Genomic DNA, 22,840 nt, shown 5'->3' on the forward strand with positions numbered 1-22,840 from the left:
GGCGCCGTCCGGCTGAGGTCAGGCGGTGGGCTCGGACTCGGCGGCCTTGTCGGTGGGGAGGACGATGTCGTTGACGCGCACGTTCACCGCGGTGACTTCGAGGCCGACGATGGTCTCGACGGCGAGGATGATCGCGGAGCGGACGTCGGAGGCGACCTTCTGCAGGCTCATCGGGTACTCGGCGATGAACGTCACGTCGACGCTCACCGTCTGCTCGGTCACGGTGACGCTGACGCCCTGGTGGTGGTTGACGTTGTTCAGGGCGCCTCGGACGACTCCGAAGGCACGTGTCGCGGCGCCGCCGAGCTCGTGCACTCCGGTGACCTCGGAGGCGGCGAGGCCGGCGACGGTCGCGACGACGTCCTGGTCGATGGTCGTGGTGCCGAGCTCGCCGTCGGTGCCGGTGCTCGAGACGATGGGGTCGGTGGTGGTCGTGGCAGCCATGACGGCTCCTTGTCCGCCCGTCACCGGGCATCACGGAGGCGGCTCACGATCGCGTGTCTGCGATCCTGCCGCCGCTCCTGCCGTCGACGCTACGGGGCTCGTCCAGCCCGCCGTAGGGCCGAACGTCCCGTCTCGGACGGGACCGGTTCAGGCTCGGAGACCACCGGGATCCGCCGCGGGCGCGTCGGGGTCGTCGAGGACGAGCACCGTCCCGAGCAGGTCGACGGAGAAGGCGGCGGGGGTGACTGGTGCGGTGGTCATGATGGTCTCCTCGAAGGGGTCAGCGGGCTCGGCGTGCGGAGTCGGGTGGCGGCGATCACGAGGCATCGCCGGTCTGCGGCCGCACCAGGATCTTCACGGCGGTCTCCTTGTGGTCGATGAGGGTGTCGAAGCCGCCGTCGATCAGGCGGTCCAGCGGGATGCGCGCGGTGATGAAGGGCTCGAGGTCGACCTTCCCCGACTGGACGAGCGCGATCGTCGCGGGGTGGTCGTCGACGTAGGCGATGGTGCCGCGGAGGTCGATCTCCTTGAGCACCAGCTTCTGCATGTCGATGCTCGCCCGGGTGCCCCAGATCGAGACGTTGACGATCACGCCCGCAGGCTTCACGGCGTCGATGAGCTGGTCGAGGACGGCGTTGACGCTCGTGCACTCGAAGGCGACGTCCACGCCGTGCCCGTCGGTCAGCTCGTGCACGCGGGCGAGGAGGTCCTCGGTCATCGGATCGATGACGACGTCGGCGACTCCGGTCTCGCGCGCCATCGCCTGCCGGGCGGCGCCGGGCTCGGAGATGATCACGCGGACGCCCTCGGCGGTGAGGACCGCGGCGAGGAGGAGCCCGATGGGCCCCGCTCCTCCGATGAGCGCGGTGTCTCCGCGCTGGGCGCCGCTGCGGGTGAAGGCGTGATGGCCGACGGCGAGCGGTTCGATCAGCGCCGCCTGGTCGAGCGGGATGTCGCCGATCGAATGCACCCAGCGCCGGTCGACGACGACCTTCTCGCTGAGCCCGCCGCCGCCTCCCGCGAGCCCGATGAAGCCCATGCTGGTGCAGAGGTTGTAGTGCCCCGCGAGGCACGGTGCGCAGTGCCCGCAGACGGAGTACGGCTCCACGACGACGTTCGCGCCGATCTCGAGGTCGGTCACTCCGTCGCCCAGGGCGGTGACGGTGCCGCTGAACTCGTGCCCCATCGTGACCGGCACCTGCTCGTGCGTCAGCGGGTGCGGGTGCCCGGCGGGCGGGATGAAGATCGGCCCCTCGAGGTACTCGTGCAGGTCGGTGCCGCAGATGCCGCACCACGCGACGTCGATTGCGACGGCTCCTGGGCGGAGCTTCGGCTCGGGGACGTCGTCGATGCGGATGTCGTGCGGGCCGTGGAAGCGTGCGGCTCTCATGAGCGTCTCGATTCGGGTCGTGGGATGAAGAGCCGAGAAACGGGCCGGGCTCAGGAGGAGGAGGCGACGAGGCCGTTCTGCGGGTGCGTGACGCTCGGGGAGCATCAGGCGGCGCGCTCGGCGGCACGGCGCTCGGGCCGGCTGCTCACCGTCCCGCTGCGGATGCGCTCCTGACACCGACGCTAGGCACCGCCCACCAGCGGGCCCAGGGCCGAAGGTCCCTGGCCGGCGACCGCGGCCGGTCGGGACGTTCGCCTCTACCTCCCCGCCGCTCGCCGGTGGAGGCTCGACGGAGGACCTCACCGCCGCACCGCGCGGCACCGGGGCGGAATCGAGCGTCATGAACGCGCCCATCGTCGTCGGCCTCTCCGACTCCTCCCACAGCCGCGCCGCCCTCGACTGGGCTCTGCGCCGAGCGCGGCTCTCCGGCACCCCGGTCCTGGCCGTCTTCGTCTCCGACACGGACGCCGCCGCCGGGCATCCCGGCGCGGCGAGCCTCCAGGCCGCCCACGGCGAGGTCGTCCTCGCCCGCGACGCCTTCGGGTCCGCGTCCAAAGCCCCCGACATCGCGGTCACCACCGCGCTTCGCCGGGGTCGCCCTGTCGATGCGCTCACCCAGGACGCCCGCGGCGCCCGGATGATCGTCGTCGGAACCCACGACGACCGGGACGGAGCAGAGCCCAGCGCCCGGCACTCGCCGGCCGTGGATCTCGCCGCGCTCTCAACAGCCCCGGTCGCGGTCATCCCGACCCCGCAATCCGGGCACCACGGAGGCGTCCTCGTCGGCATCGACGGTTCACCCGCCGCCCGAGCGGCCGTCCTGTTCGCCGCGAGAGACGCGGCCGATCTCGACGAGCAGCTGACCATCGTCCACGTGTGGACACCGCTGCAGGCCTGGGTCGCCGGCTTCGTCCCCGATCAGGGCTTCTACGACCTGCTCCGCTTCGCCAGCCTCGACCTGCTCACCCTCGAGGTCGCCGTCGTGCGGGAGCGGTTCCCGGACCTCGACGTGAGGTGCGCCTCCGAGACCGGCGACCCCGCGACCGTCCTCACTCGCCTCGGGAAGGACGCCCTCGAGATCGTCGTCGGCGCCACCTCCCGGCACGGCCTCCAGCGCCTGCTCCTCGGCTCCGTCGCGCACGACACTCTCCGCGGCGCCTCCCGGCCCGTCATCGTCGTCCCCGATCCCGCCGTCTCCGAGTGACGCCGACCCGCACGACCCCGACCCGCCCGGCCCGGAAGGACCTCATGACCACCGACTCCAACACGACCCTCCGCGAGATCACCTCCGAGGAGTGCTGGCGGCTGGCGCGGACGACCGACGTCGGGCGTCTCGCGGTCATCGACCACCGCCCCTCCACCCGCGGCCCCAGTGCCGCGATCGTGCCGGTCAATTTCCTGGTGCATGACGGCGCGATCTTCTTCCGCAGCGGCCCGGGCGCCAAGATGATGGACATCACCCAGCATCCGCGCGTCGCGTTCGAGTTCGACGGGCACCGGGGCCGGCGCTTCTGGAGCGTCGTCGTCCACGGCGACGCGCACCGTCTGAACTCCGACATCGACATCGAGAACTCCGGAATCCAGCAGCTCGAGGCGTTCCACGACGACGACAAGAACAACTTCGTCCGCATCGACGTCGAGTCGATCACCGGCCGCTCCTTCTTCCGCTGGCCCGTCTACCGGCTCCGCCGGGCGCTGCGCGCGCTCAGGGCCCGCCGCCCCGACCCGACCAGCTTGCGCACCACGGAATAGGCCCGCGACCGCTCGGCGCTGCAGCGACGGCGACGCTCGAGATCCTCGACGTCGCCGTTCTCCGTGTCCGCGACCGCGCGCGGGCCGGTCCGTCTCCACGACGGTCGGAAGGATCACCGAGTCCTCGACCGCGAGCAGAGAGTGCACGCCCTCGGGGACGATCACGAGGTCCCAGACCGAGCCGTTCCACGACAGGTCGCCCCGGACGGGAGCACGCGTCCGTCGAGGATCTGCACGGGGCCTCGCCGGGGTTCTGATGCTCGGCGAGCCTCTCCTCAGCGCTCAGCGCTCAGCGCTCAGCGCTCAGCGCGACCACGGTCCGGGGAGGCGGTGCTCGTGGAACCCGACCGCGGCGAGAGGAGCGCTCGCGATCCTCTCCTGATCCGACTCAGAACAGATCGGGCGACGGCGTCGACGCGTAGCGGATGGCGACGTCGGCGTGGCGGTCGAAGCGGTAGCCGACTCCGCGGACGGTGCGCACGATCTCCTCGTAGCGGCCGAGCTTGGCGCGGAGGCGGCGGACGTGGACGTCGATGGTGCGCTCGTTCGGCGCGTCGTCGTCGGCGGCGCCCCAGAGCGAGGCGATGAGCTCGGCGCGCTCGATGGTGCGGCCCTCGCGGAGCACGAGGTACTGGAGGAGCTCGAACTCCTTGTAGGTGAGGGGGGTGGTCTCGTCGTCGAGGATGACGCGCTTGCGGGAGATGTCGATGACGACGCCGCCGGGTGCGCGGTCGAGGTCGGGCTCGGCGTCGGAGCGGCGCTTGGCGACCGCGGCCGGGTCCTGCAGTGCGAGGCGGACCACGTCGACGTCGCGGCCGCCGGCGCCCTGCGGGGCGAGGGCGACGGAGGCGTACGTCTCGGCGTCGGGGGCGAGCTGCGCCGTGACGCGCTTGAGCTCCTCGACCAGGCGGCCGAGGTCGACTCCGGCGGCGCGGGCCTTGGCCTCGTCGATGCCGACGTAGAGGGCGAAGCCGCGGGCCTCGGTGCCCTGCGGGACGGCGCGGAGGCGGGGCGCTGCGGGCGCGGCGTCGGCGACCGGCTGGAGGCGGGGCGCCTCAGTGGCGGCGGCGGGAACGGTGCGGGAGTGGAGGAGGGTCATGACGAGTCCTTGGCTGGTCGGATCCGGGACGAGTGTCCGAGGGAGCGGATCCGGGTGTGCGCGATCGAGCCGGCCCGCGGTGCGCGGTGGCGGCAGAGACGGATGCGGGGCATCCAGGGGATCGTCCGCGCCTCGGACGCTCAGCCGATCGAGACGATCAGTGGGCGGAGGCGGTGCGGGGATCCGGCGAGGTCAGTTCCTCATGCACACATTCGACAGCACATGACGGGGCCACCGGCCATCATCATGCCGGCATTCCCGATGGCCTCGAGGGAGGTCAGGGCGTGCAGGGTGTCAGTCATGTCCGTCAGTAAAGCGGAGGCCGGTGCGGTGCGTCAACACTTCCGTGGGGATGGACGGCGCGTCGGGGTGGTTTCGGATCTCGGGAGGAGGTGCGGGCCCTGACGGGGGGATCTCGATACGCCCGCTGTGCGGGCTGCTCGATCGGCGCGGCTCAGCGGGGCGCCCTGTCCGCGGGCACGACGCGAGGTCCGTTCATCCGGGGGCCGGGCGGCTCAGCCCGCGAGGCCGTAGAGGCGGTCGCCCGCGTCGCCGAGGCCGGGGACGATGTAGCCGAGCTCGTTGAGCTTCTCGTCGAGGGAGCCGAGGACGATGGTCACGTCGCGGTCTCCGAAGGCCTTCTCGACGGCGGCCAGGCCCTCGGGGGCGGCGAGCAGGCAGACGGCCGTGACGTCGACCGCTCCCCGGTCGAAGAGGAACTGGATGGCCGCGACGAGCGAGCCGCCGGTCGCGAGCATCGGGTCGAGGACGAAGCACTGGCGGTTCGACAGGTCGTCGGGGAGGCGCTCCGCGTACGTGGTCGGCTCGAGCGTCTCCTCGTTCCGCGCCATGCCCAGGAAGCCGACCTCAGCGGTCGGGATGAGCTTGACCATGCCCTCGAGCATCCCGAGGCCGGCCCGGAGGATCGGGACGACCAGCGGCTGCGGGTCGCTGAGCGCGAGGCCGGTGGTCTGCGTCACGGGGGTCTCGATGGTGACGGTGCGGGTGCGGACGCCGCGTGTCGCCTCGTAGGCGAGGAGCGTCATCAGCTCCTCGGCGAGCTGCCGGAAGGTGGGGGAGGGGGTGCGCTTGTCACGCAGCACGGTGAGCTTGTGGGTGATCAGCGGGTGGTCGGCTACGTGGACGCGCATAAGCTCAATCTACTGGCCGCAGCGGCGCCCCACCGGCCGCAGCGGGCCGCGGCAGGAGGGGGAGCGATGCTCGACAGCGATCTCCGCGTCCCTCGCCGCTCGGAGGAGTGGATGGGCCTGGCGCTGGACGAGGCGCGTCGGGCCGCGAGCTGGGGCGACGTGCCCGTGGGAGCGGTGGTCCTCGACTCCGAGGGCGCGGTCCTCGGGCTCGGGCGCAACGAGCGCGAGCTGCGCCGGGATCCGACGGCGCACGCCGAGGTGGTGGCGATCCGCGCGGCGGCCGAGGCCCGCGGCGACTGGCATCTCGAGGGCTGCACGCTGGTGGTCACGCTCGAGCCGTGCGTGCTCTGCGCCGGGGCGATCCTGGCGGCGCGGATCGACCGCGTCGTCTTCGGCGCGTGGGACGAGAAGGCGGGCGCCTCCGGATCCGTGCACGACCTCCTCCGCGACCGCCGGCACAACCACGTCGTCGAGGTGTACCCCGGGGTCCGCGCCGCGGAGAGCTCGCGGCTCCTGCTCGACTTCTTCGCCGACCGCCGCTGACGCCGACGTCCTCTGACGGCGACCGGCTTCGACTCCGACCGGCTCTGACGCCGACCGCCGCTGACGGCGACAACCTCAGCTCGGAGCGCCCAGCCACTCCGTCAGCGCGAGCCGCGTCGCCGCGTGCATCCGCTCGAAGCGCTCCGCCGCGACGTCGTCGGCGAGCACGGCGGCGTCGTACCCCGCCGCTCCCGCCCACTCCCCGTCGCCCTCGAGCCACTGCGCGGCCATCGGGCCGGTCAGCTCGGGGTGGAACTGCACGCCGAGGAGCCAGTCGTCCACCGCGAACGCCTGCACCTCGCCCGCCGGCGACGACGCCAGCAGCACCGCTCCGCTCGGCAGTGCGAAGGTGTCGCCGTGCCACTGCATCACGTCGACGCCGGCGAGGTGCCGGAGCGGGGACCGGGCGCCCTCCTCGGAGAGCGCGACCGGGCGGAAGCCGACCTCGCGCGCCGATCCGGGATGGACGGACTCGCGCAGAGCGGCCGCGATCAGCTGCGCGCCGAAGCAGACGCCGAGCGTCGGACGGCGGTGGTGCATCCGGTCCTGCAGGAGCGCGATCTCGGGGCTGATGAAGGGGTGCCGCGAGGTCTCGTAGACGCCGGCGCTGGAGCCGAGCGTGACGACGAGGTCGGGGGCGAGGATGTCGATCGCGTCGAGGTCCGTCCCCGCGACGGCGTCGACGGCGAACCCCTGCTCGGTCAGCATCGGCTCGAGCGCGCCGAGCCCGGCACCGCGCTCGTTGACGATCGCCAGGGCCCGGCGCATCTCAGGCGCTCCCGTGCGGCGCGGCCGGCGCGGAGGAGGCGGGCGGAGCGGCGGCGGGCGGAGCGGTCGCAGCGTTCGTCTCTCCCGCCTCCGTCACGGCCGGACGGGCCGCCGTCGATCCCGCGCGTCCGCGGTCGACGTCGGGCTCGAGGTAGATCGTGGTGGCGGCGGGAACGGCCTCGCGGACCCGCTGCTCCGCCGCGTCGATCCCGGCGGCCACGTGCTCGAGGGTCTCGGCGGCCGGGAAGGCGAGCTTCGCGGCCACGAGGATCTCGTCCGGTCCGAGGTAGAGGGTGCGCATGTGGATGACGCGCTCGACGTCGCGCCCGTCCTCGAGCGCGGCGCGGATCGAGGCGGCGTCGGCGGGAGTCGCCCCCTCGCCGACCAGCAGGCTTTTCGTCTCGACGCCCAGGACGACGGCCACCACGATCAGCAGCGTGCCGATCATGATCGTGCCGATCGCGTCGTAGACCGAGTCGCCGGTGATCACGGTCAGCCCGACTCCGAGCAGCGCGAACGTCAGGCCGGTGAGCGCGGCGACGTCCTCGAGCAGCACGACCGGCAGCTCCGGCGCCTTCGCGCGGCGGATGAACTGGAACCACGACTGCGAGCCGCGGACCCGGTTCGACTCCTTCACTCCGGTGCGCAGCGAGTAGCCCTCGAGGCAGATCGAGATCACGAGCACCAGGATCGGCAGCCAGGCGTTCTCGAGCTCGTGCGGCTCGGCGATCTTCTCGATGCCCTCGTAGAGCGAGAAGACGCCGCCGACCGAGAACAGGATGATCGACACCACGAAGGCGTAGACGTAGCGCTCGCGTCCGTAGCCGAACGGGTGCTCCTCGTCGGCTGCCTTCCGCGACTTGCGGCCGCCGAGCAGCAGGAGCAGCTGGTTGCCGGAGTCGGCGAGCGAGTGCACGCCCTCGGCGAGCATGGAGGCGGATCCGGAGAAGAACCAGGCGACGAACTTCGTCAGGGCGATGCCGAGGTTGGCCGCGAGCGCCGCGATGATCGCGGTGCCGCCTCCGGATGCGCTCACGTGGTCTCCTCGGGCTCGCCGCTGGATGGTCGGGCCATCCTACGAGGCGCCGGACCGGCCCCGGACCCCCTTGCCGCGGGCTCTTCGTAGGATGAGCGGCGTGACCGATGCGCCCGTCCTGCTCCCGTCCATCGCCGTCCTCGGCCTCGGCTCGATGGGGGGCGCGATCCTCCAGGGCCTGCTGGCTCCCGGCGTGCGCGTCGAGGGGGGCGTGCGGGTGACCAACCGCGACTCCGCGAAGGCCGCCGCGTGGGACGGCCACCCGGTGGTCACCGCCTTCGCCACCGCGGACGACCCCGAGGCCAACCAGCGCGCGGTCGAGGGCGCGGCGATCGTGCTCGTGGCCGTCAAGCCGCACATGGTGCCGGACCTGCTCGACGAGATCGCCGACGCGCTCGCCCCGGGCGCGGTCGTCGTCTCCGTCGCCGCCGGCGTGACCGCGGCCACGTTCGAGCGGCACCTGCCGGCGTCCGTCGCCGTGCTCCGCTCGATGCCGAACACTCCCGCGGTCGTGGGCCGTGCCGTCACCGGACTCAGCGCGGGCACGCGGTCCGGCGACGAGGACCTGGCGCTCGTGCGGCGCCTGTTCGAGACGGTCGGCGAGGTGGTCGAGGTGCCGGAGTCGCAGCTCGACGCGCTCTCGACGATCTCCGGCTCAGGGCCCGCCTACGTGTTCCTGCTGATCGAGGAGCTGATCGCAGCCGCCGTCGCGAAGGGCTTCACTCCGGAGCAGGCGTCGACGATGGTGGTCGGCACCTTCCGCGGCGCGGCCGAGCTGCTCGCCCACTCCGGCGAGGAGCCCGCGGAGCTGCGCCGCCGGGTCACCAGCCCGAAGGGCACCACCGAGCGGGCCGTCGCGGTCCTGCAGGAGGCCGACCTCGCCGCGCTCTTCGCGCGGGCGACCGACGCCGCGCTGGCGCGCGCCCGCGAGCTCGCCGCCTCCTGACCCGCCCTCACTCTCCGCGAGATGCCGCTCCGGCACGCGACACGCCGGAGCGCGCGTACCCGAGTGGCATCTCGCGGAAGCGGAAGCGGAAGAGGGAGGGCGCGGGTCAGGAGCCGAGGGCCGCGAAGCGCTCGATGTCGCTGGGGGTGCCGCTGACCACGATGAGGTCGTGGTTCGACACGACGGTCTGCTCGGTCGCGTAGGTGAACGGCTTGCCCGGGCTCTTGACGCCGACGACGGTCACGCGGTGCTTGCGGCGCACGCCGGACTCCGTGAGGGTCAGCCCCCGGATCGGCTTGGGCGGGTACATCTTCGCGAGCACGAAGTCGTCGTCGAACTCGATGAAGTCGAGCATGCGGCCCGAGACCAGGTGCGCGACGCGCTCGCCCGCCTCCGCCTCGGGGTAGATCACGTGGTTCGCGCCGATCCGCTCGAGGATCTTGCCGTGCGAGCGCGAGATCGCCTTCGCCCAGATCTGCGGGATCTTGAGGTCGACGAGGTTCGCCGTGATGAGCACGGACGCCTCGATGGAGGAGCCGACCGCGACGACGGCGACCTGGAAGTCCTGCGCGCCGATCTGCGCGAGGGCGTCGAGCGAGCGGGCGTCGGCCTGCACCGCGTGGGTGACCCGCTCCGACCACTTCTGCACGAGACCGGCGTCGGCGTCGATGGCGAGGACCTCGCGGTCGAGGCGGTCGAGCTGGCCGGCCGTGGCGGCACCGAAGCGCCCGAGGCCGATCACCAGCACCGGGGCGTCGTACCTGATGCGGTCAACCAACGATGGGCCTCTCTTCCGGTCGTCTGAACAACTGCCTCCGCTGGCTCGCGGCGAGCGCGGCGGCGAGAGTCACGGTACCAACGCGGCCCATGAACATCGTCAGCGCGAGGATGTAGACCCCGGACGGCGGCAGCTCCGCGGTGAGCCCCGTCGAGAGCCCGGAGGTCGCGAAGGCCGAGATCACGTCGAAGAGCACGTGGTCGAGCGAGGCCTTGGTGATGTGCAGGATCAGGACCGACGACACGGCGACCGTCGTCGCTCCCCACAGCACGACCGAGACGGCCAGGCGCAGGACGTCGTTCGGGATCCGGCGGCCGAACGCCTCCATGTCGTTGTTGCCGCGGGCCTCGGCGAAGGCGGCCAGGAACAGGATCGCGAGGGTCGTGACCTTGATCCCGCCCGCGGTGGAGGCCGACCCTCCGCCGATGAACATCAGCATGTCCGTCACGAGCAGGCTCGAGCCGTTGAGGTCGGGGACCGAGATCGTCGAGAAGCCGCCCGATCGCGTCATCGTCGAGAGGAAGAAGGACTGGAAGACGGTGTCTCCCGCATCGAGGCTGCCGAAGGTCTTCGGATTGTCGAACTCGAGCACGATGTAGAGGACGGCCCCGGCGACGAGCAGGATCACGGAGGTGACCAGCGTCAGCTTCACGTGCACCGACCACTTCCGCGGGCGCCGCCAGCCGCGCGAGAAGGCGTAGATGACGGGGAAGCCGATCGAGCCGAGGAAGACGCCGAGCATCAGGATGCCGAGGAACCAGTAGTCGTCCTCGAACGGCGTGAGACCCGCGGCGTTCGGGGCGAATCCGGTGTTCGTGAACGCCATCGCGGAGTAGTAGAAGGAGTGCCAGACGGCCTCGCCGATCGGGATCCCGTCGATCAGCATCCGCGGGAACAGCAGCAGCGCGACGATGATCTCGATCGCGGCGGCGCTGATCGCGACGGTGGCGAGCAGCCCGCCGATCTCGCCCAGGCGCACGGCCTGGCCCTCGGCGACGGGACCGGAGTGGATCCGCAGCGGGTTCGAGTCGCTGGCGACCATGAGCTTCGCCCGGAGGCCGAGGCGGCGCGAGATCGCCAGGCCCATGATCGAGGCGAGCGTCAGCACTCCCAGAGCGCCGATGTTCACGCCGATGAAGATGATCGAGTGGCCGAACGCCGACCAGTGCGTCGCCATGTCCACCGTCGCCAGGCCGGTCACGCAGATCACCGACATCGCGGTGAAGAAGGCGTCGTGCAGCGGAGTGACGGTGCCCGTGGTGCTCGACACCGGCAGCGAGAACAGCAGGGTGAAGACGAGCACGAGCGCCGAGAAGATGAGGATCGCGAAGCGGGACGGCGAGCGTCCGGCGAAGTCGTCGATGAGGTCGCGGGCCCGCTCGAACCCCGACCAGGGGGAGACGGGCGAGACGCCCACGGGGCTGCGGAACTGCTGGCGAACCACCACGGCGGATCCTCCACTCGATCGCGGCCATGCTACCCGCTCGGTGCCGGGCCCCCGGGGCGCTGACTAGCCTGGGCGCATGGCTGACATCTTCGGGGTGATCGCGGACGGGACCCGCCGCGACATCCTCGTCCTGCTGCTCGAGCAGCGGCGGGACGGCTCGGCCGAGGGCATGAGCGTGTCGCGGATCGTGGCGCGCCTCGAGCTGAGCCAGCCGACCGTGTCCAAGCACCTCAAGGTGCTGCGCGAGACCGGGCTCGTCACGGTGCGCGAGAGCGGACAGCGCCGCTTCTACGCGCTCGAGTACGCGCCGCTGGCGGAGGTCGAGGACTGGCTGCTGCCCTTCCTCGCCGAGGACGAGGCGGCCGGCGCCCTGCTCGACGCTCCGACCGCGGCCCGGGCGGAGTCGCTGGGCCGGGCCCTCGCCGAGCGCACGCACCAGGTCAGCACGGTGGTGCAGGACATCCAGCGGGGCGTCAGCGAGGGGGCGACGAAGGTCGCGGAGGCGCTGCGCATCCGCAAGTGAGGGGCGCCGAGGAGCCGGAACCGGTGGAGCCCCGGGTCGTGTAAGCTCGCGGGAGCCAGTTTTTCGTAAGCGGCCGCCCGTCGGGCGGTCGACCCCCTGAACGTTGTGAGGTCTTCGTGGGTTCTGTCATCAAGAAGCGTCGCAAGCGTATGGCGAAGAAGAAGCACCGCAAGCTGCTTCGCAAGACTCGCCACCAGCGTCGCAACAAGAAGTAGGCTCGCGCCTCTTCCCACTCGAGCGTCCGCCCTTCCGGGGTCGGGCGCTCGTCTGCGTTCACGGGCCGCTTCGGACGGCGCTCGCCGGCTCGGCGCCCGTCGCCGCGGCCGCCGTACACTGACCGCATGGTGGACGTGGAGTTGACGCTCGTGGGCAAGCCGGGCTGTCATCTCTGCGACGACGCGCGGACCGTGGTCGAGCAGGTGGTCGCCGATCTGGGCGGCGAGGCGTCGGTCACCGTCTCGGAGGTGTCGATCCTCGACGATCCCGAGCTGCACGAGCGCTTCGTCGAGGAGATCCCGGTGGTGCTGATCGACGGGCGCGTGCACACCTTCTGGCGGGTCGATCCCGCGCGGCTGCGCCGGGCCCTCCTGACTCGCAGGTGAGACTGCACCGAGTGGAGCGGATGGAAGCGCGGCTATGACGTCCCTCTGACGGGGGACAGGACGGCTAGCGATGGCTCGTCTCCGGCCCGTACCCTCGTGAGGGGGGAGTGCACTCCTCCGTGCGCGGACGCAGATCGTCGCCCGTGGAGGAAGGAACCGCCATGCCGTCATCCCGCCGACTCGCCCTGCCCGCCGCCGCTCTCGCGGCGCTCGTGCTCGGCCTGGCCCTCCCCGGAGCGGCCGTCGCGGCCCCCTCCGCCTCGACGGTCTCGACCACGGTCGAGCAGCCTGCCGCCACGACCGTCCCCGGTGTGCCGGAGGATCCCGAGCAGCCGGGCGACGGCGGCTCCGACCCCGTTCCCGGCGTCCCCGAGGAGCCCTCCGTCCCCGGCGTGCCCGAGGTGCCGACGGAGCCCGAGCAGCCCGCTCCCGTCGATCCCGCGCCCGACCCCGCGCCGGTGGACCCCGCGCCGGTCGATCCGGCACCGGTCGACCCCGCGCCCCAGCAGCCGAGCCAGCCCTCCACCGGCGGCGGATCGTCCGGCGGCGGCCAGCAGGGCGGCTCCGGCGGCGGCCAGGGAGGGTCCGGCGGCGGATCGTCCTCGGGCGGCTCCGGCTCCGGCTCCGGCGGCGGCACCTCCTCCGGCGGGGGCACGTCCGGCGGCACGTCCGGCGGCGGCACCTCCTCCGGTACCACCACCTCCGGCACCACCGGCTCCTCCGGAGCGGGCGCCGTCACTCCGGCGGCGTCGGCCCCCGGACGCACCGAGCTCGGCACCTCGACCGAGGGCGCGAAGCCGGCGGCGGGCACCGCGACCGCGGACGTCTTCCTCACCCGCGAGCTCGCCGTCCAGCCGGAGGCGCTCACCGTCGAGCTCGCCCGCTTCTACGGCGTCGGCTTCTCGTACACCGGCTTCGCGAGCGGCGAGGCCGTCTCGGCGGTCCTCCGCGACCCGAACGGCACCAAGACCCCGCTGACCCTCGAGGCGGGGAGCGGCACGGCGACCGTGCCGACCGCGCTGATCACCAAGTCGGGCGCCTTCACGGTCGACCTCACGGGCGACCGGGGCTCCGCCGCCAAGGTCGTCTTCCGGCTCGCTCCCTCCACCGGCAACGGCCTCCTGCTCGAGCCGCGCGAGCTCGGCGACGGCAGCACCGAGGCGCCCCGCGGCGCCGTCTGGGGCTTCGAGGCCGACGAGGAGGTCGCCGTGGGCGCCTTCGAGACCTCCGGGACCCGCGCCGACCTGGCCGCCGGAGACGTCGCCGTCCAGTCCGACGCCATCGGCTGGGCAGAGCTGGCGCTGGGCGACGCGGTCGTCGCCGACCCCGACCCCTCCGTCTACTGCGTGGTCGCCTTCGGCCGCGAGTCGCACCGCACGGCGGCCGTGACCGTCTCCTACCGCGACAGCGACACCACGGCCGCGCCGTGGGAGGCGCAGCAGGTCTGCGGCACCGCGATCAGCGCCGCGCGCACCGCCTTCATCAGCACGGCGGCCTCGGCGGGACCGGCCGGCATCACTCCGGCCACCGCGCTGATGATCGGCGGCGGGGCCGTCGCCGCGTCGCTCGTTGCCTGCGCGGCCGTCCTGGTCGTGATGCGACGCCGGCGCATGAACACGGACCTCTTCATCGGCGGGCCGCTGCCGCGCACGCAGAGCGACTGACCCGTCCCGAGGACGACGGAAGGCCCGCGGGACGCGATCCCGCGGGCCTTCCGTCGTCCTCCCGGTGCTCAGCCGGCAGCGGTGAAGCGGAGCAGGATCGTCCGCGCCTCCGGCCGCAGCTGGAAGTCGGGCCACACGTCCGGACCGCACGCGCGCGAGCCCAGGCCGTGCTGGGCGGCGTCGATCACGAGGACCGAGCGCTCCGACTCCGGCAGCTCGTGGGGGTGCGCGGCGGCCGTGATCTCCTGCGGCGTGTGCCGCGCCAGGGTGAAGCCGGGGAGGCGCCCGTGCAGGTCGCGCGCGGCCTCTATGCGGAGCCGGGGCGAGCCCGCCTCCGTCAGCGTCAGCTCGCGCATGCTGCTGCGGTGACCGCTCTCCTGCGGGCGGGCGTACGGAGTCGTCAGCCGGTCCATCCCCGCCGTGAAGCGCCCCACTCGCGCGGCCCGCAGGCTGTCGGGGTAGGACTCGAGCGGGCCGGTGCCGAACCACTCCGCGCCGTCGATCGACGCGGGCAGGTCGATCCGGACGCCCAGGCGCGGCCAGACGGAGTCCCAGCCCCGGGTCGGCACGAGGTCGACGCGGAGGACCGTGCTCTCGCCGTCGACGCTCCAGCGCTCCTCCATCAGGAGTCCCGCGTCGAGGTCCGCGGCCGAGAAGCGGGTCACGCGGCGGAGCCCGGCGGAGGCGTCCACCTCCTGCACACGGCCGACCAGGCGGTCGAGTCCGGCCTCGCGCCACCGAGCAGCGGAGGAGGGGGCCGGAGTCCCGCGGCCGTCGCCGTCGGAGGGGTCGCCGGCGACGTAGCCGGGGAAGCCCTCGCCCTCGTCGTTGTCGGTCGGGGCGCGCCAGAGCTCGGCGCGCGGTCCGTCGACGGGGAGGCCGGCGAGGGAGGAGAGCCTGCCCTCGCGGAACCTCGCGACTCCGAGCGCTCCGCCCTCGAGGGGCGGGGCGGAGCGGACGGCGCGGGTCCACGCGGGCACCGCCGACGGCGCGGCGAGGAGGTGCTGGCCGGTGGAGAGCACGTGGCCCTCCTCCGCCCAGGCGGTCGCGGCGTCGAGCACCGCGTCGACGGTCAGCCAGGTCTCGCTGCCGGGGCGCACCTCGAGCGGAGGGAGCTCCACGTGCACGGCGTCGCCGGCCACGATCACCGGGGCGTCGAGCACTCCCTCCGCGGTGATCCGCCCGTCCCGCTCGATCCGCCAGGCGAAGCGCAGATCGGCGGTGGAGGCGTCGTGCCGGCGGTTCTCGATGACGACGCCGTCGCCGCGGACCGTGAGGCGCACCGGAGAGACGATCTGCTTCCACTCGAACAGGCCCGGGCTGGGCGTGCTGTCGGAGAGCACCATGCCGTCCATCACGAAGTTGCCGTCGTGCACCACCTCGCCGAAGTCGCCGCCGTACGCGTAGTACTCGACGCCCTCCGGAGTGCGCGCCCGCAGGCCGTGGTCGCGCCACTCCCAGACGAAGCCGCCGTGCAGCCGCGGGAAGCGGTCGACGAGGTCCTCGTACTGGTCGATCGCTCCCGGGCCGTTGCCCATCGCGTGCACGTACTCGCAGAGCAGGAAGGGCTTGGAGCGCTGCCGCGCGGACTCGCCGGGGGTGCACCCGAGCAGCGGAGTGAGCGAACCGTCGGTGCCGATCCGCTCGGTCTCGGGGATCGAGGAGTACATCCGCGAGTACACGTCGGTGTAGGCGCCGGTGTAGTCGCCCTCGTAGTGGACGGGACGCTCCGGGTCGCGGCCGTGCACCCAGGCGGACATCGCGGCGAGGTTCGCGCCGGTGCCCGCCTCGTTGCCGAGGGACCAGAGCACGATGCTCGGGTGGTTCTTGTCGCGCTCGACGGTGCGCTCGATGCGGTCGAGGTAGGCCTCACGCCAAGCGGGGTCGTCGCTGGGGTTGCCCGCCCAGCCGAAGCGCTCGAAGCCGTGGGTCTCGAGGTCGCACTCGAGGATCACCCAGAAGCCGAGCTCGTCGGCGAGGTCGAGCAGACGCGGGTGCGGGGGGTAGTGGCTGGTGCGGATGGCGTTCACATTGAAGCGCTTCATCATCGCGAGGTCCTCGCGGGCGGAGTGCTCGTCGAACGCGCGCCCGCGATCGGGGTGCGTCTCGTGGCGGTTGACGCCGTGGAAGACGACGCGCTCGCCGTTGACCAGGAAGCGGTCGCCGCGGATCTCGACCGTGCGGAAGCCGAGCCGGAGCGAGACCGTCTCGCCGGTGGAGGCGAGCGTCGCGTCGTAGAGGCGCGGCACCTCCGCCGACCACGGCTCGACCTCGGGGACCTCGATCGCGGCGATCTCCTCCGCCGAGGCCCAGACCGTCTCGATCCCGAGCTCGGGCACGCGCAGCGTCAGCGGGAAGGCGTCGGCCGCGGCGGTCACCTCCGCCTCGATGCGGCCCGCGCCGGCGGCGAAGGAGGAGCGCAGCCACACGTCCTCGATCCCGCCGGCGGGGCGCCCGAGCAGGTGCACCGAGCGGAAGATCCCCGGCAGCCACCACTGGTCCTGGTCCTCCACGTAGCTCGAGGCCGACCACTGGTGCACGCGGACCACGACGAGGTTCTCGCCCGGGCGGACGACGCCGGTGACGTCGAACTCCTGCGCGAGGCGGCTGCCGGAGCCGATGCCGATCTCGACGCCGTTGACCCAGACGCGGTAGCGCGACTCGACCCCGTCGAAGCGCAGCACGACCGCCTCGGCCCGGTCCCACTCCTCCGGGACCACGACGGTGCGGCGGTAGTCGCCCGTCGGGTTCGCGTCCGGCACGAACGGCGGCTCGGTCGGGAACGGGAACTGCACGTTCGTGTAGGCCGGCAGTCCGTAGCGCCCGTCGCCCTGCAGCACCCAGTGCGAGGGCACCGGCAGCATGTCCCAGCAGGAGTCGTCGAACGACTCGTCCCCGACGGCGTCCACGCCCTCGCCCTCGGGCAGCACGCCGGCTCCGCCCGGGGTCCCCGGAGCGGCGGGGAGCAGGCGGAAGCGCCACTCCCCGTCCAGCGGGAGCGCCGGGGCGTCGGTGTGCAGCCACGAGCGGGCGGCCCGGCGGCGGCCCGAGCCCGGTCCGGTGTCCGTCAGGTAGTGGGAGGTCGTCGGGGGAGTCGTCACTTCACGGAGCCTTCCGTCAGGCCGCCGCGCCAGAAGCGCTGCAGCACGATCATGGCGATGCCGAGCGGGATGATCGACAGCAGGACGCCGCCGGTCGTCAGCTCGTAGAACTCGGGCAGGCGGTCGACCTGTCCGAGCCAGTTGTTCAGTCCCAGTGTGATCGGGAACAGGTTCGTGTCCGAGAGCATCACCAGCGGGAGGAAGTAGTTGTTCCAGATCCCGACCAGCTGGAAGAGGAACACGGTGACCAGCGCGGGGGTCAGGATGCGCAGTCCCAGCGTGTGGAAGATCCGCAGCTCGCCGGCGCCGTCGATGCGCGCCGCCTCGATGATCGCGGTGTCCACCGTCGCCTGCGCGTAGATCCGGCAGAGGAACAGCCCGAACGGCGAGACGAGCGAGGGGATCAGCACGCTCCAGTAGGTGTTCGCGATGCCCATCTGGCTGAAGAGCAGGAACAGCGGCAGAGCGGTCGCGGTGCCCGGCACCAGGACGCCCGCGAGGATCGTCCCGAACACCAGCCTGCTGCCGCGGAACTCGTACTTGGCCAGCGCGTAGCCGCCGGCCGCGGCGAGGTAGGTCGCGAGCAGAGCGCCCACTCCGGCGTAGAGGACGGAGTTGAGGAACCAGCGGACGAAGACGCCGTCACCGTAGGTCAGCACCTGCGTCAGGTTGTCCCAGAGCGCGAAGGTCGGGGCGAACCAGAAGCCGTAGGTGGCGAAGAGGTCCTCGGTGGTCTTGGTCGCCGCGACGACGACCCAGTACACCGGGATGAGGAAGTAGACCGCCACGACGACCAGGATCGCGGTGACGATGATGGTCGAGGCGCGGCTGCGGCCGGCCGAGCGGTCGGGCCCGCGCCCGGCCTTCACGGGGCGGTCGGCGGTGACGACTCCTGTGGTCGTGGTCGGCGGGGTCTCGGTGCGGCTCACGACGACCTCCTGTTCGAGATCGAGAGGAACGTGAAGGAGAGCAGGAACGCGACCAGCGCGATCAGGACGGCCTGGGCCGCGGCGACGTTGTAGTCGTTGTAGGCGAAGGCCGTGGTGTACGCGCTGAGGTTCGGCGTGTACTGGCTGTCGATCGCCGGAGCGACCGTCTTCAGCACCTGCGCCTCCGCGAACAGCTGGAGCGTGCCGATGATCGAGAAGATCGTCGTCAGCACCAGCGCGGGGCGGATGAGCGGCAGCTGGATGCTGCGGGCGACGCGCCAGGTGGAGGCGCCGTCGACCTTCGCGGCCTCGTAGAGCTCGACCGGGATCGCCTTGAGCTGGGCGACGATGATCAGCATGTTGTAGCCGGTGTAGCTCCAGAGCGAGATGTTCGCGATCGACCAGAGCACCGTGTCGGCGCCGAGGAAGTCGGGCTGGAGCCCGACCACGTTCGCCGCGTCGATGAGCGGGCTGAGACCGGGCACGTAGAGGAACGACCAGAGGATCGTCGCGATCACTCCGGGCACGCCGTAGGGGAGGAAGTAGGCGGCCCGGAAGAAGCCGGGGAACTTCGCCGACGCCGACTCGAGCATCAGCGCGAGGACCGTGCAGAGGGCGATCATCACCGGCACCTGGACGATGCCGAAGAGGAACATCCGCCCGATGGAGGCGATGAAGTTGCCGTCGGCGAGCGCCTGCGCGTAGTTGTCGAAGCCGGCGAACCCGCTCGTCACGCCGGCCTCGCCGAAGAGGCCGGAGCGCGTGACCTTCGTGAAGCTGGAGCCTATGGCCACCACGATCGGGACGATGAACGTGAGGACGAACAGGGCGAGGAAGGGGCCGAGGAGGATCCACGGGGCGCGGGCGACCGCGCGGCTCCGCCTCGGCGCGCCCGGCGTCCGCGTGGTGGCCGCGACCGCGGCGGCGGCGGGAGAGGTCGTGGTGGTCATGCGGAGGCCCTCCTGATGCTCAGGCCCTTGTTCTCGAAGACCGTGATGATCTGCTGCTCGGCCTCGGCGACCGCGTCCACGAGCGAGAGCCCGGACGCCTTCTTCCGGAAGCCGTCGCTGAGGATGTTGAAGGACTGCTGCGTGACGGGCCACCAGGACCAGTCGGGGTTCTGCTCCTTCGACGCGGGCACGAGGACGTCCTCGTTGTAGTTCTGCCCGCTGAAGAAGTCGCTCGGACCCTTGCGGGCCGTGCCGATCTCGCCGACCGCGGGCGACCAGCCAATGCCGCTGTTGGCGATCATCGCGTCGATGCCCTCCTGCGTGGTGGTCATCCAGACGGCGAACTCGATCGCCTCCTCCGGGTGCTTGCTGCTCGAGAACACCGCCGCGGTCGATCCGCCGAGGAAGCTCGAGCCGAACCCGGTGCCGCCCCAGACGGGCAGGGGAGCCGCGCGCCACTTGCCCGCGCCTCCGCTGACCCCCTCGATCAGGGCGTCGCCCCAGCTGCCGGTGGCGCAGGAGGCGATGCCGCCCTTCGCCGCAGCCGCGAACCATGCGGGGGAGTAGGCGCCGTAGCCGGTCTGCACCAGGTCCTGGTCGATGGCCGTGTCGAAGAAGGAGGCGACGCGCGTCGTGGCGTCGTCGGTCATGTCGATGACCCAGCCGTCCTCCTCCGGGCGCAGCCACTGCGCACCGGCCTGCGTCGCGAACGCAGCGAAGACCGAGGCGTCGGCGAGCGGGAAGCAGTCGATGTAGGAGCCGGCTCCGCGCAGCTCCGTCGCCACCGCGGCCCAGTCGTCCCAGGTCGTCGGCGGCTCCGCGCCCACCTTCCCGAACACCTCGGGCTGGTAGAAGAGCGCCATCGGGCCGCTGTCCTGCGGGATCCCGTAGACGCCGCCGGTGTAGCTGACCTGGCCCCAGAGCGTGGGGTCGTACAGGTCGCGGTACTGCTCGACGCCGTACCGGGTGAGGTCGACCAGGCCGTTGACGAGCATGAACTCGGGGACGGAGCGGATCTCGACCTGGCCGAGGTCCGGCCCGCCGCCCGCAGCGAGGGCCGAGTAGAGCTTCTGGTACCCGCCCGCGTTGCCGCCGGGGATCCAGACGGCCTCGACCTGGATCTCGGGGTGCGAGGCGTTCCAGACGTCGCAGACCTTCTGCAGGTCCTTCAGCCAGCCCCAGTACTGCAGGCGGACCGGGCCGGTGGCCGGGGCGATCGTCGGCGCCGTGTTGACCGAGACGGTGCCCGGTGTCGCGCAGGCCGTCAGGCTCCCGAGTGCCGCGGTGCCGAGACCGGCGGCGATGAGCTGTCTCCGGGTGAACGGATGCATCTTCCCTCACTTCGTCGTGGTGGAGAGCCGGGGAGTCTCACCCGGCGATGATCGGGACGCTACCACGAATTCGAGTAGGTACTCGAAATTGGCGGCACTGCTCCTCCGCCGCCGCTACGCTGGCCGTTCGAGGGGCACGGCGAGGCGCCCGGGAGCGTGAGGAGCGGCCGATGGCGGAGGCGACGAGACGGCGCGGCCCCTACGCGAAGTCCGCCGAGCGCCGACGCACGATCATCGAGGCGGCGCACCAGGTCTTCGCGGCCCGCGGCTACGCGCGCGGCTCGCTGCAGGAGGTGGCGGACACGGTCGGCCTGAGCCAGACCAGCCTGCTCCACTACTTCCCGTCGAAGACCGATCTGCTCTTCGCCGTGCTCGAGCACCGCGACTTGATCACGGGCGACGGCTCCTCTCCTCCGGACCCGGAGGAGGGGCTGGTCGACGGCATCCTGCGGCAGACCCGCTACAACGAGACGGCGCCCGGGGTCATCGAGCTGTACGCCGTGCTCTGCGGCGAGTCGACGACGCAGGAGCACCCGGGGCGCGACTTCTTCGCCGCGCGGTTCCGCCGGCTCCGGAGCGAGTACGCGGCCGAGCTGCGCGAGCTCCAGGCCGCCGGGCGCCTGCGCGAGGGGTCGGACCCGGAGCGGGTGGCGGCGTCGATCATCGCGCTCTGGGACGGCGTGCAGCTGCAGTGGCTGCTCGAGCGCGACGCGGTGGACATGGTGGCGTGCCTGGCCGACTACCTCGACCTCGTGGTGCTGCCGGCTCCCTAGCCGGTGACGCGAGGGAACCCCGGCCCGTCGAGGGAACCCGCCGTTCGCGGCGGTCTCGACGGTCCGGGGTTCCCTCGGCCGGGGGTCTGCTCCTACGGCAGCAGGCGGGTCGGGCCGCGGAAGAGGTAGGTGACCTCGCGGAGGTTCGCCTGGTTCAGCATCAGCATGATCACGCGCGAGAGGCCCATGCCGAAGCCGCCGTGCGGCGGGACGCCGTAGCGGAAGAAGTCGAGGTAGAACTCGAGCTCCTCCGGCTCCAGGCCCTTCTCGCGGGCCTGCTCGACGAGGACGTCGACGCGGTGCTCGCGCTGCGCTCCCGTGGAGATCTCGACGCCGTTGTAGATGAGGTCGTAGCTGTTGGTGATCGTCCCGTCGCCCTCGCGGCGCATGTGGTAGAACGGCCGGATGCTCGACGCGTAGTCGGTGAGGAACACGAAGTCGTGCCCGAACTCCTCCTGCACGTAGGCCGCGATGCGGCGCTCGCCCTCGGGGTCCATGTCGTCGTCGGCGCGAGGCACCTCGTAGCCGCGCTCGGCGACGATGCGCTTGGCCTCGGCGAGCGGGATCCGCGGGAACGGCGTGGTCGGGACGGTCAGGTCGATGTCGAAGAGCGCCTTCACCTCGGCGCCGTGCTTCTCGACGACGGCGGTGAGGCCGGCGACCATCAGCTGCTCGTGCAGCTCCATGACGTCCTCGTGCGAGTCGATCCAGGAGACCTCGGCGTCGACGCTCGTGAACTCGGTCGCGTGACGCGAGGTGAAGCTCGGGTCGGCGCGGAAGGCGGGGCCGACCTCGAAGACCTTGCCGAACCCGGCGGGCTGCGCCATCTGCTTGAAGAACTGCGGGCTCTGCGCCAGGTAGGCCTTCGTCTCGAAGTACTCGACCTCGAAGAGCTCGGCCCGCGACTCCGAGGCGCTCGCCATGAGCTTCGGGGTGTGGATCTCGATGAAGTCGTGCTCGATCCAGTACGTGCGCAGCGCGTGCTCGAACGTGGTCTGCACGCGGGCGATGAGGTTCTGCTCGGGACGGCGCAGGTCGAGGAAGCGCCAGTCCATGCGCTTGTCGATGCCGGAGTCGGGAGCGATCGGCGCCTCCGGGATCGACGCGGCGACGACCTCGAGCGTCTCGAGCTTGACCTCGATGCCGCCGAGCTTCACGCGCTCGTCGTGCTTGAGCGCGCCGGTGACGGTGATGAAGGAGCCCTGGGCGAGGCCGGAGATCTCCTCGGTGATCGCGAAGCGCGCGGCCGACGCGTCGTCGCCCTCGACGGCCTCGCGGACGGCCGGGTTCACCAGCTGCACGGCGCCGGACTCGTCGCGCAGGACGACGAACTGCACCTTCTTCTGGTCGCGCACGGTCTCGACCCAGCCGGACACGCGGACGGGTCCGTCCTCGAGCGCGGCGAGCTTCTTGACGGTGGTTCGGGGGAGGCGGGTCTCGTCGGTCACGGTAGGGGAGTCTACTCGGGGGCCGCCGGGCGGCGTCGGGCGCTGTCCGCCTCCGATGCGCCGTCTGCAGGGGCTCGTGCGATGTGCAGGTGCGATCTGCAGGGGCTTGTGCGATGTGTCGGTGCGATCTGCAGGGGCTTGTGCGATGTGGAGGTCCGATCTGCA

22 protein-coding genes are annotated in these 22,840 nt (G+C 72.0%); 9 read left to right on the forward strand and 13 right to left on the reverse strand.

Features of this window, described 5'->3' with window-relative positions:
• Positions 1–18: 18 nt before the first annotated feature.
• Positions 19–444 (reverse strand): Asp23/Gls24 family envelope stress response protein, encoded by a 426-nt coding sequence (locus GSU45_RS03610; RefSeq protein ID WP_159912799.1) that lies wholly within the window; start codon positions 442–444, stop codon positions 19–21.
• Positions 445–760: 316 nt separating this feature from the next.
• Positions 761–1,834, reverse strand: a complete 1,074-nt coding sequence (locus GSU45_RS03615; RefSeq protein ID WP_159912801.1) for a 2,3-butanediol dehydrogenase — start codon at positions 1,832–1,834, stop codon at positions 761–763.
• A 340-nt stretch (positions 1,835–2,174) separates the two neighbouring features.
• Here GSU45_RS03615 and GSU45_RS03620 point away from each other — a divergent pair, with 340 nt between their 5' ends.
• On the forward strand, positions 2,175–3,038 hold the full coding sequence (locus GSU45_RS03620; RefSeq protein ID WP_159912803.1) for a universal stress protein: 864 nt from the start codon (positions 2,175–2,177) through the stop codon (positions 3,036–3,038).
• A gap of 44 nt (positions 3,039–3,082) precedes the next feature.
• On the forward strand, positions 3,083–3,586 hold the full coding sequence (locus GSU45_RS03625) for a pyridoxamine 5'-phosphate oxidase family protein (RefSeq protein ID WP_159912805.1): 504 nt from the start codon (positions 3,083–3,085) through the stop codon (positions 3,584–3,586).
• 388 nt (positions 3,587–3,974) lie between these two features.
• Here GSU45_RS03625 and GSU45_RS03630 read toward each other — a convergent pair whose 3' ends face one another.
• Positions 3,975–4,685 carry a winged helix-turn-helix domain-containing protein gene (locus GSU45_RS03630; RefSeq protein WP_159912807.1) on the reverse strand — a complete coding sequence of 237 codons (711 nt, stop codon included), beginning with the start codon at positions 4,683–4,685 and terminating at the stop codon, positions 3,975–3,977.
• Positions 4,686–5,200: 515 nt separating this feature from the next.
• Entirely contained in the window at positions 5,201–5,836 is a 636-nt protein-coding gene (gene upp / locus GSU45_RS03635; RefSeq protein WP_104224850.1) for a uracil phosphoribosyltransferase, read from the reverse strand.
• A gap of 66 nt (positions 5,837–5,902) precedes the next feature.
• On the opposite strand from upp, the gene GSU45_RS03640 reads away from it, so the two are divergent.
• Complete coding sequence (locus GSU45_RS03640; protein ID WP_208543487.1) at positions 5,903–6,379, forward strand: nucleoside deaminase; 477 nt, start codon at positions 5,903–5,905, stop codon at positions 6,377–6,379.
• 75 nt (positions 6,380–6,454) lie between these two features.
• Here GSU45_RS03640 and GSU45_RS03645 read toward each other — a convergent pair whose 3' ends face one another.
• On the reverse strand, positions 6,455–7,147 hold the full coding sequence (locus GSU45_RS03645; protein WP_159912809.1) for a gamma-glutamyl-gamma-aminobutyrate hydrolase family protein: 693 nt from the start codon (positions 7,145–7,147) through the stop codon (positions 6,455–6,457).
• Position 7,148: 1 nt separating this feature from the next.
• Positions 7,149–8,183, reverse strand: coding sequence for a cation diffusion facilitator family transporter (locus GSU45_RS03650; protein WP_159912811.1), 1,035 nt, complete (start codon positions 8,181–8,183; stop codon positions 7,149–7,151).
• Positions 8,184–8,283: 100 nt separating this feature from the next.
• Here GSU45_RS03650 and proC point away from each other — a divergent pair, with 100 nt between their 5' ends.
• Complete coding sequence (proC, locus tag GSU45_RS03655; RefSeq protein WP_279631107.1) at positions 8,284–9,129, forward strand: pyrroline-5-carboxylate reductase; 846 nt, start codon at positions 8,284–8,286, stop codon at positions 9,127–9,129.
• Between the two features lie 106 nt (positions 9,130–9,235).
• On the opposite strand, the gene GSU45_RS03660 is transcribed toward proC, so the two are convergent.
• Positions 9,236–9,907 (reverse strand): TrkA family potassium uptake protein, encoded by a 672-nt coding sequence (locus GSU45_RS03660; RefSeq protein WP_068255410.1) that lies wholly within the window; start codon positions 9,905–9,907, stop codon positions 9,236–9,238.
• On the reverse strand, positions 9,900–11,270 hold the full coding sequence (locus GSU45_RS03665) for a potassium transporter TrkG (RefSeq protein WP_244248274.1): 1,371 nt from the start codon (positions 11,268–11,270) through the stop codon (positions 9,900–9,902). Before GSU45_RS03665 ends, GSU45_RS03660 begins: the two co-directional genes overlap by 8 nt.
• A 160-nt stretch (positions 11,271–11,430) precedes the next feature.
• On the opposite strand from GSU45_RS03665, the gene GSU45_RS03670 reads away from it, so the two are divergent.
• The 4 genes from GSU45_RS03670 to GSU45_RS03685 all read left to right on the forward strand — a co-directional run bounded on the left by GSU45_RS03670 (position 11,431) and on the right by GSU45_RS03685 (position 14,143).
• A complete protein-coding gene (locus GSU45_RS03670; RefSeq protein ID WP_159912815.1) occupies positions 11,431–11,877 on the forward strand; it encodes a metalloregulator ArsR/SmtB family transcription factor in 447 nt (148 codons plus the stop codon).
• A gap of 116 nt (positions 11,878–11,993) precedes the next feature.
• Positions 11,994–12,092, forward strand: coding sequence for an AURKAIP1/COX24 domain-containing protein (locus tag GSU45_RS03675; RefSeq protein WP_003792170.1), 99 nt, complete (start codon positions 11,994–11,996; stop codon positions 12,090–12,092).
• A gap of 126 nt (positions 12,093–12,218) precedes the next feature.
• The gene (locus tag GSU45_RS03680) at positions 12,219–12,479 is read left to right on the forward strand and encodes a glutaredoxin family protein (protein WP_159912817.1); all 261 of its coding nucleotides are present in this window, start codon (positions 12,219–12,221) and stop codon (positions 12,477–12,479) included.
• Positions 12,480–12,640: 161 nt separating this feature from the next.
• Positions 12,641–14,143, forward strand: coding sequence for a hypothetical protein (locus tag GSU45_RS03685; RefSeq protein WP_159912819.1), 1,503 nt, complete (start codon positions 12,641–12,643; stop codon positions 14,141–14,143).
• Between the two features lie 68 nt (positions 14,144–14,211).
• Here GSU45_RS03685 and GSU45_RS03690 read toward each other — a convergent pair whose 3' ends face one another.
• The 4 genes from GSU45_RS03690 to GSU45_RS03705 are packed head-to-tail and all read right to left on the reverse strand — an operon-like array spanning position 14,212 to position 20,454.
• Positions 14,212–17,244, reverse strand: coding sequence for a glycoside hydrolase family 2 TIM barrel-domain containing protein (locus GSU45_RS03690; protein WP_208543488.1), 3,033 nt, complete (start codon positions 17,242–17,244; stop codon positions 14,212–14,214).
• Positions 17,241–18,113 carry a carbohydrate ABC transporter permease gene (locus GSU45_RS03695; protein WP_244248275.1) on the reverse strand — a complete coding sequence of 291 codons (873 nt, stop codon included), beginning with the start codon at positions 18,111–18,113 and terminating at the stop codon, positions 17,241–17,243. The genes GSU45_RS03690 and GSU45_RS03695 overlap by 4 nt, the downstream gene beginning before the upstream one ends.
• Positions 18,114–18,169: 56 nt before the next feature.
• A complete protein-coding gene (locus GSU45_RS03700; protein ID WP_159912823.1) occupies positions 18,170–19,123 on the reverse strand; it encodes a sugar ABC transporter permease in 954 nt (317 codons plus the stop codon).
• A complete protein-coding gene (locus GSU45_RS03705) occupies positions 19,120–20,454 on the reverse strand; it encodes an extracellular solute-binding protein (protein WP_159912825.1) in 1,335 nt (444 codons plus the stop codon). Before GSU45_RS03705 ends, GSU45_RS03700 begins: the two co-directional genes overlap by 4 nt.
• 170 nt (positions 20,455–20,624) lie before the next feature.
• On the opposite strand from GSU45_RS03705, the gene GSU45_RS03710 reads away from it, so the two are divergent.
• Complete coding sequence (locus GSU45_RS03710) at positions 20,625–21,227, forward strand: TetR/AcrR family transcriptional regulator (protein WP_244248203.1); 603 nt, start codon at positions 20,625–20,627, stop codon at positions 21,225–21,227.
• A 92-nt stretch (positions 21,228–21,319) separates the two neighbouring features.
• Here the strand turns inward: GSU45_RS03710 and aspS are convergent, their stop codons facing one another.
• Entirely contained in the window at positions 21,320–22,675 is a 1,356-nt protein-coding gene (gene aspS, locus GSU45_RS03715) for an aspartate--tRNA(Asn) ligase (protein ID WP_159912829.1), read from the reverse strand.
• Between the last annotated feature and the right edge of the window lie 165 nt (positions 22,676–22,840).

Origin of the sequence: Rathayibacter sp. VKM Ac-2801, from assembly GCF_009834245.1 — a bacterium.
Classification (GTDB): Bacteria; Actinomycetota; Actinomycetes; order Actinomycetales; family Microbacteriaceae; genus Rathayibacter.

Bases quoted from the DNA above. Each gene is read 5' to 3' on its own strand.
- GSU45_RS03610 (WP_159912799.1), bottom strand. From the start codon at position 444: ATGGCTGCCACGACCACCACCGACCCCATCGTCTCGAGCACCGGCACC.
- GSU45_RS03615 (WP_159912801.1), bottom strand. From the start codon at position 1,834: ATGAGAGCCGCACGCTTCCACGGCCCGCACGACATCCGCATCGACGAC.
- GSU45_RS03620 (WP_159912803.1), top strand. From the start codon at position 2,175: ATGAACGCGCCCATCGTCGTCGGCCTCTCCGACTCCTCCCACAGCCGC.
- GSU45_RS03625 (WP_159912805.1), top strand. From the start codon at position 3,083: ATGACCACCGACTCCAACACGACCCTCCGCGAGATCACCTCCGAGGAG.
- GSU45_RS03630 (WP_159912807.1), bottom strand. From the start codon at position 4,685: ATGACCCTCCTCCACTCCCGCACCGTTCCCGCCGCCGCCACTGAGGCG.
- upp (WP_104224850.1), bottom strand. From the start codon at position 5,836: ATGCGCGTCCACGTAGCCGACCACCCGCTGATCACCCACAAGCTCACC.
- GSU45_RS03640 (WP_208543487.1), top strand. From the start codon at position 5,903: ATGCTCGACAGCGATCTCCGCGTCCCTCGCCGCTCGGAGGAGTGGATG.
- GSU45_RS03645 (WP_159912809.1), bottom strand. From the start codon at position 7,147: ATGCGCCGGGCCCTGGCGATCGTCAACGAGCGCGGTGCCGGGCTCGGC.
- GSU45_RS03670 (WP_159912815.1), top strand. From the start codon at position 11,431: ATGGCTGACATCTTCGGGGTGATCGCGGACGGGACCCGCCGCGACATC.
- GSU45_RS03680 (WP_159912817.1), top strand. From the start codon at position 12,219: ATGGTGGACGTGGAGTTGACGCTCGTGGGCAAGCCGGGCTGTCATCTC.
- GSU45_RS03685 (WP_159912819.1), top strand. From the start codon at position 12,641: ATGCCGTCATCCCGCCGACTCGCCCTGCCCGCCGCCGCTCTCGCGGCG.
- GSU45_RS03700 (WP_159912823.1), bottom strand. From the start codon at position 19,123: ATGACCACCACGACCTCTCCCGCCGCCGCCGCGGTCGCGGCCACCACG.
- GSU45_RS03705 (WP_159912825.1), bottom strand. From the start codon at position 20,454: ATGCATCCGTTCACCCGGAGACAGCTCATCGCCGCCGGTCTCGGCACC.
- GSU45_RS03710 (WP_244248203.1), top strand. From the start codon at position 20,625: ATGGCGGAGGCGACGAGACGGCGCGGCCCCTACGCGAAGTCCGCCGAG.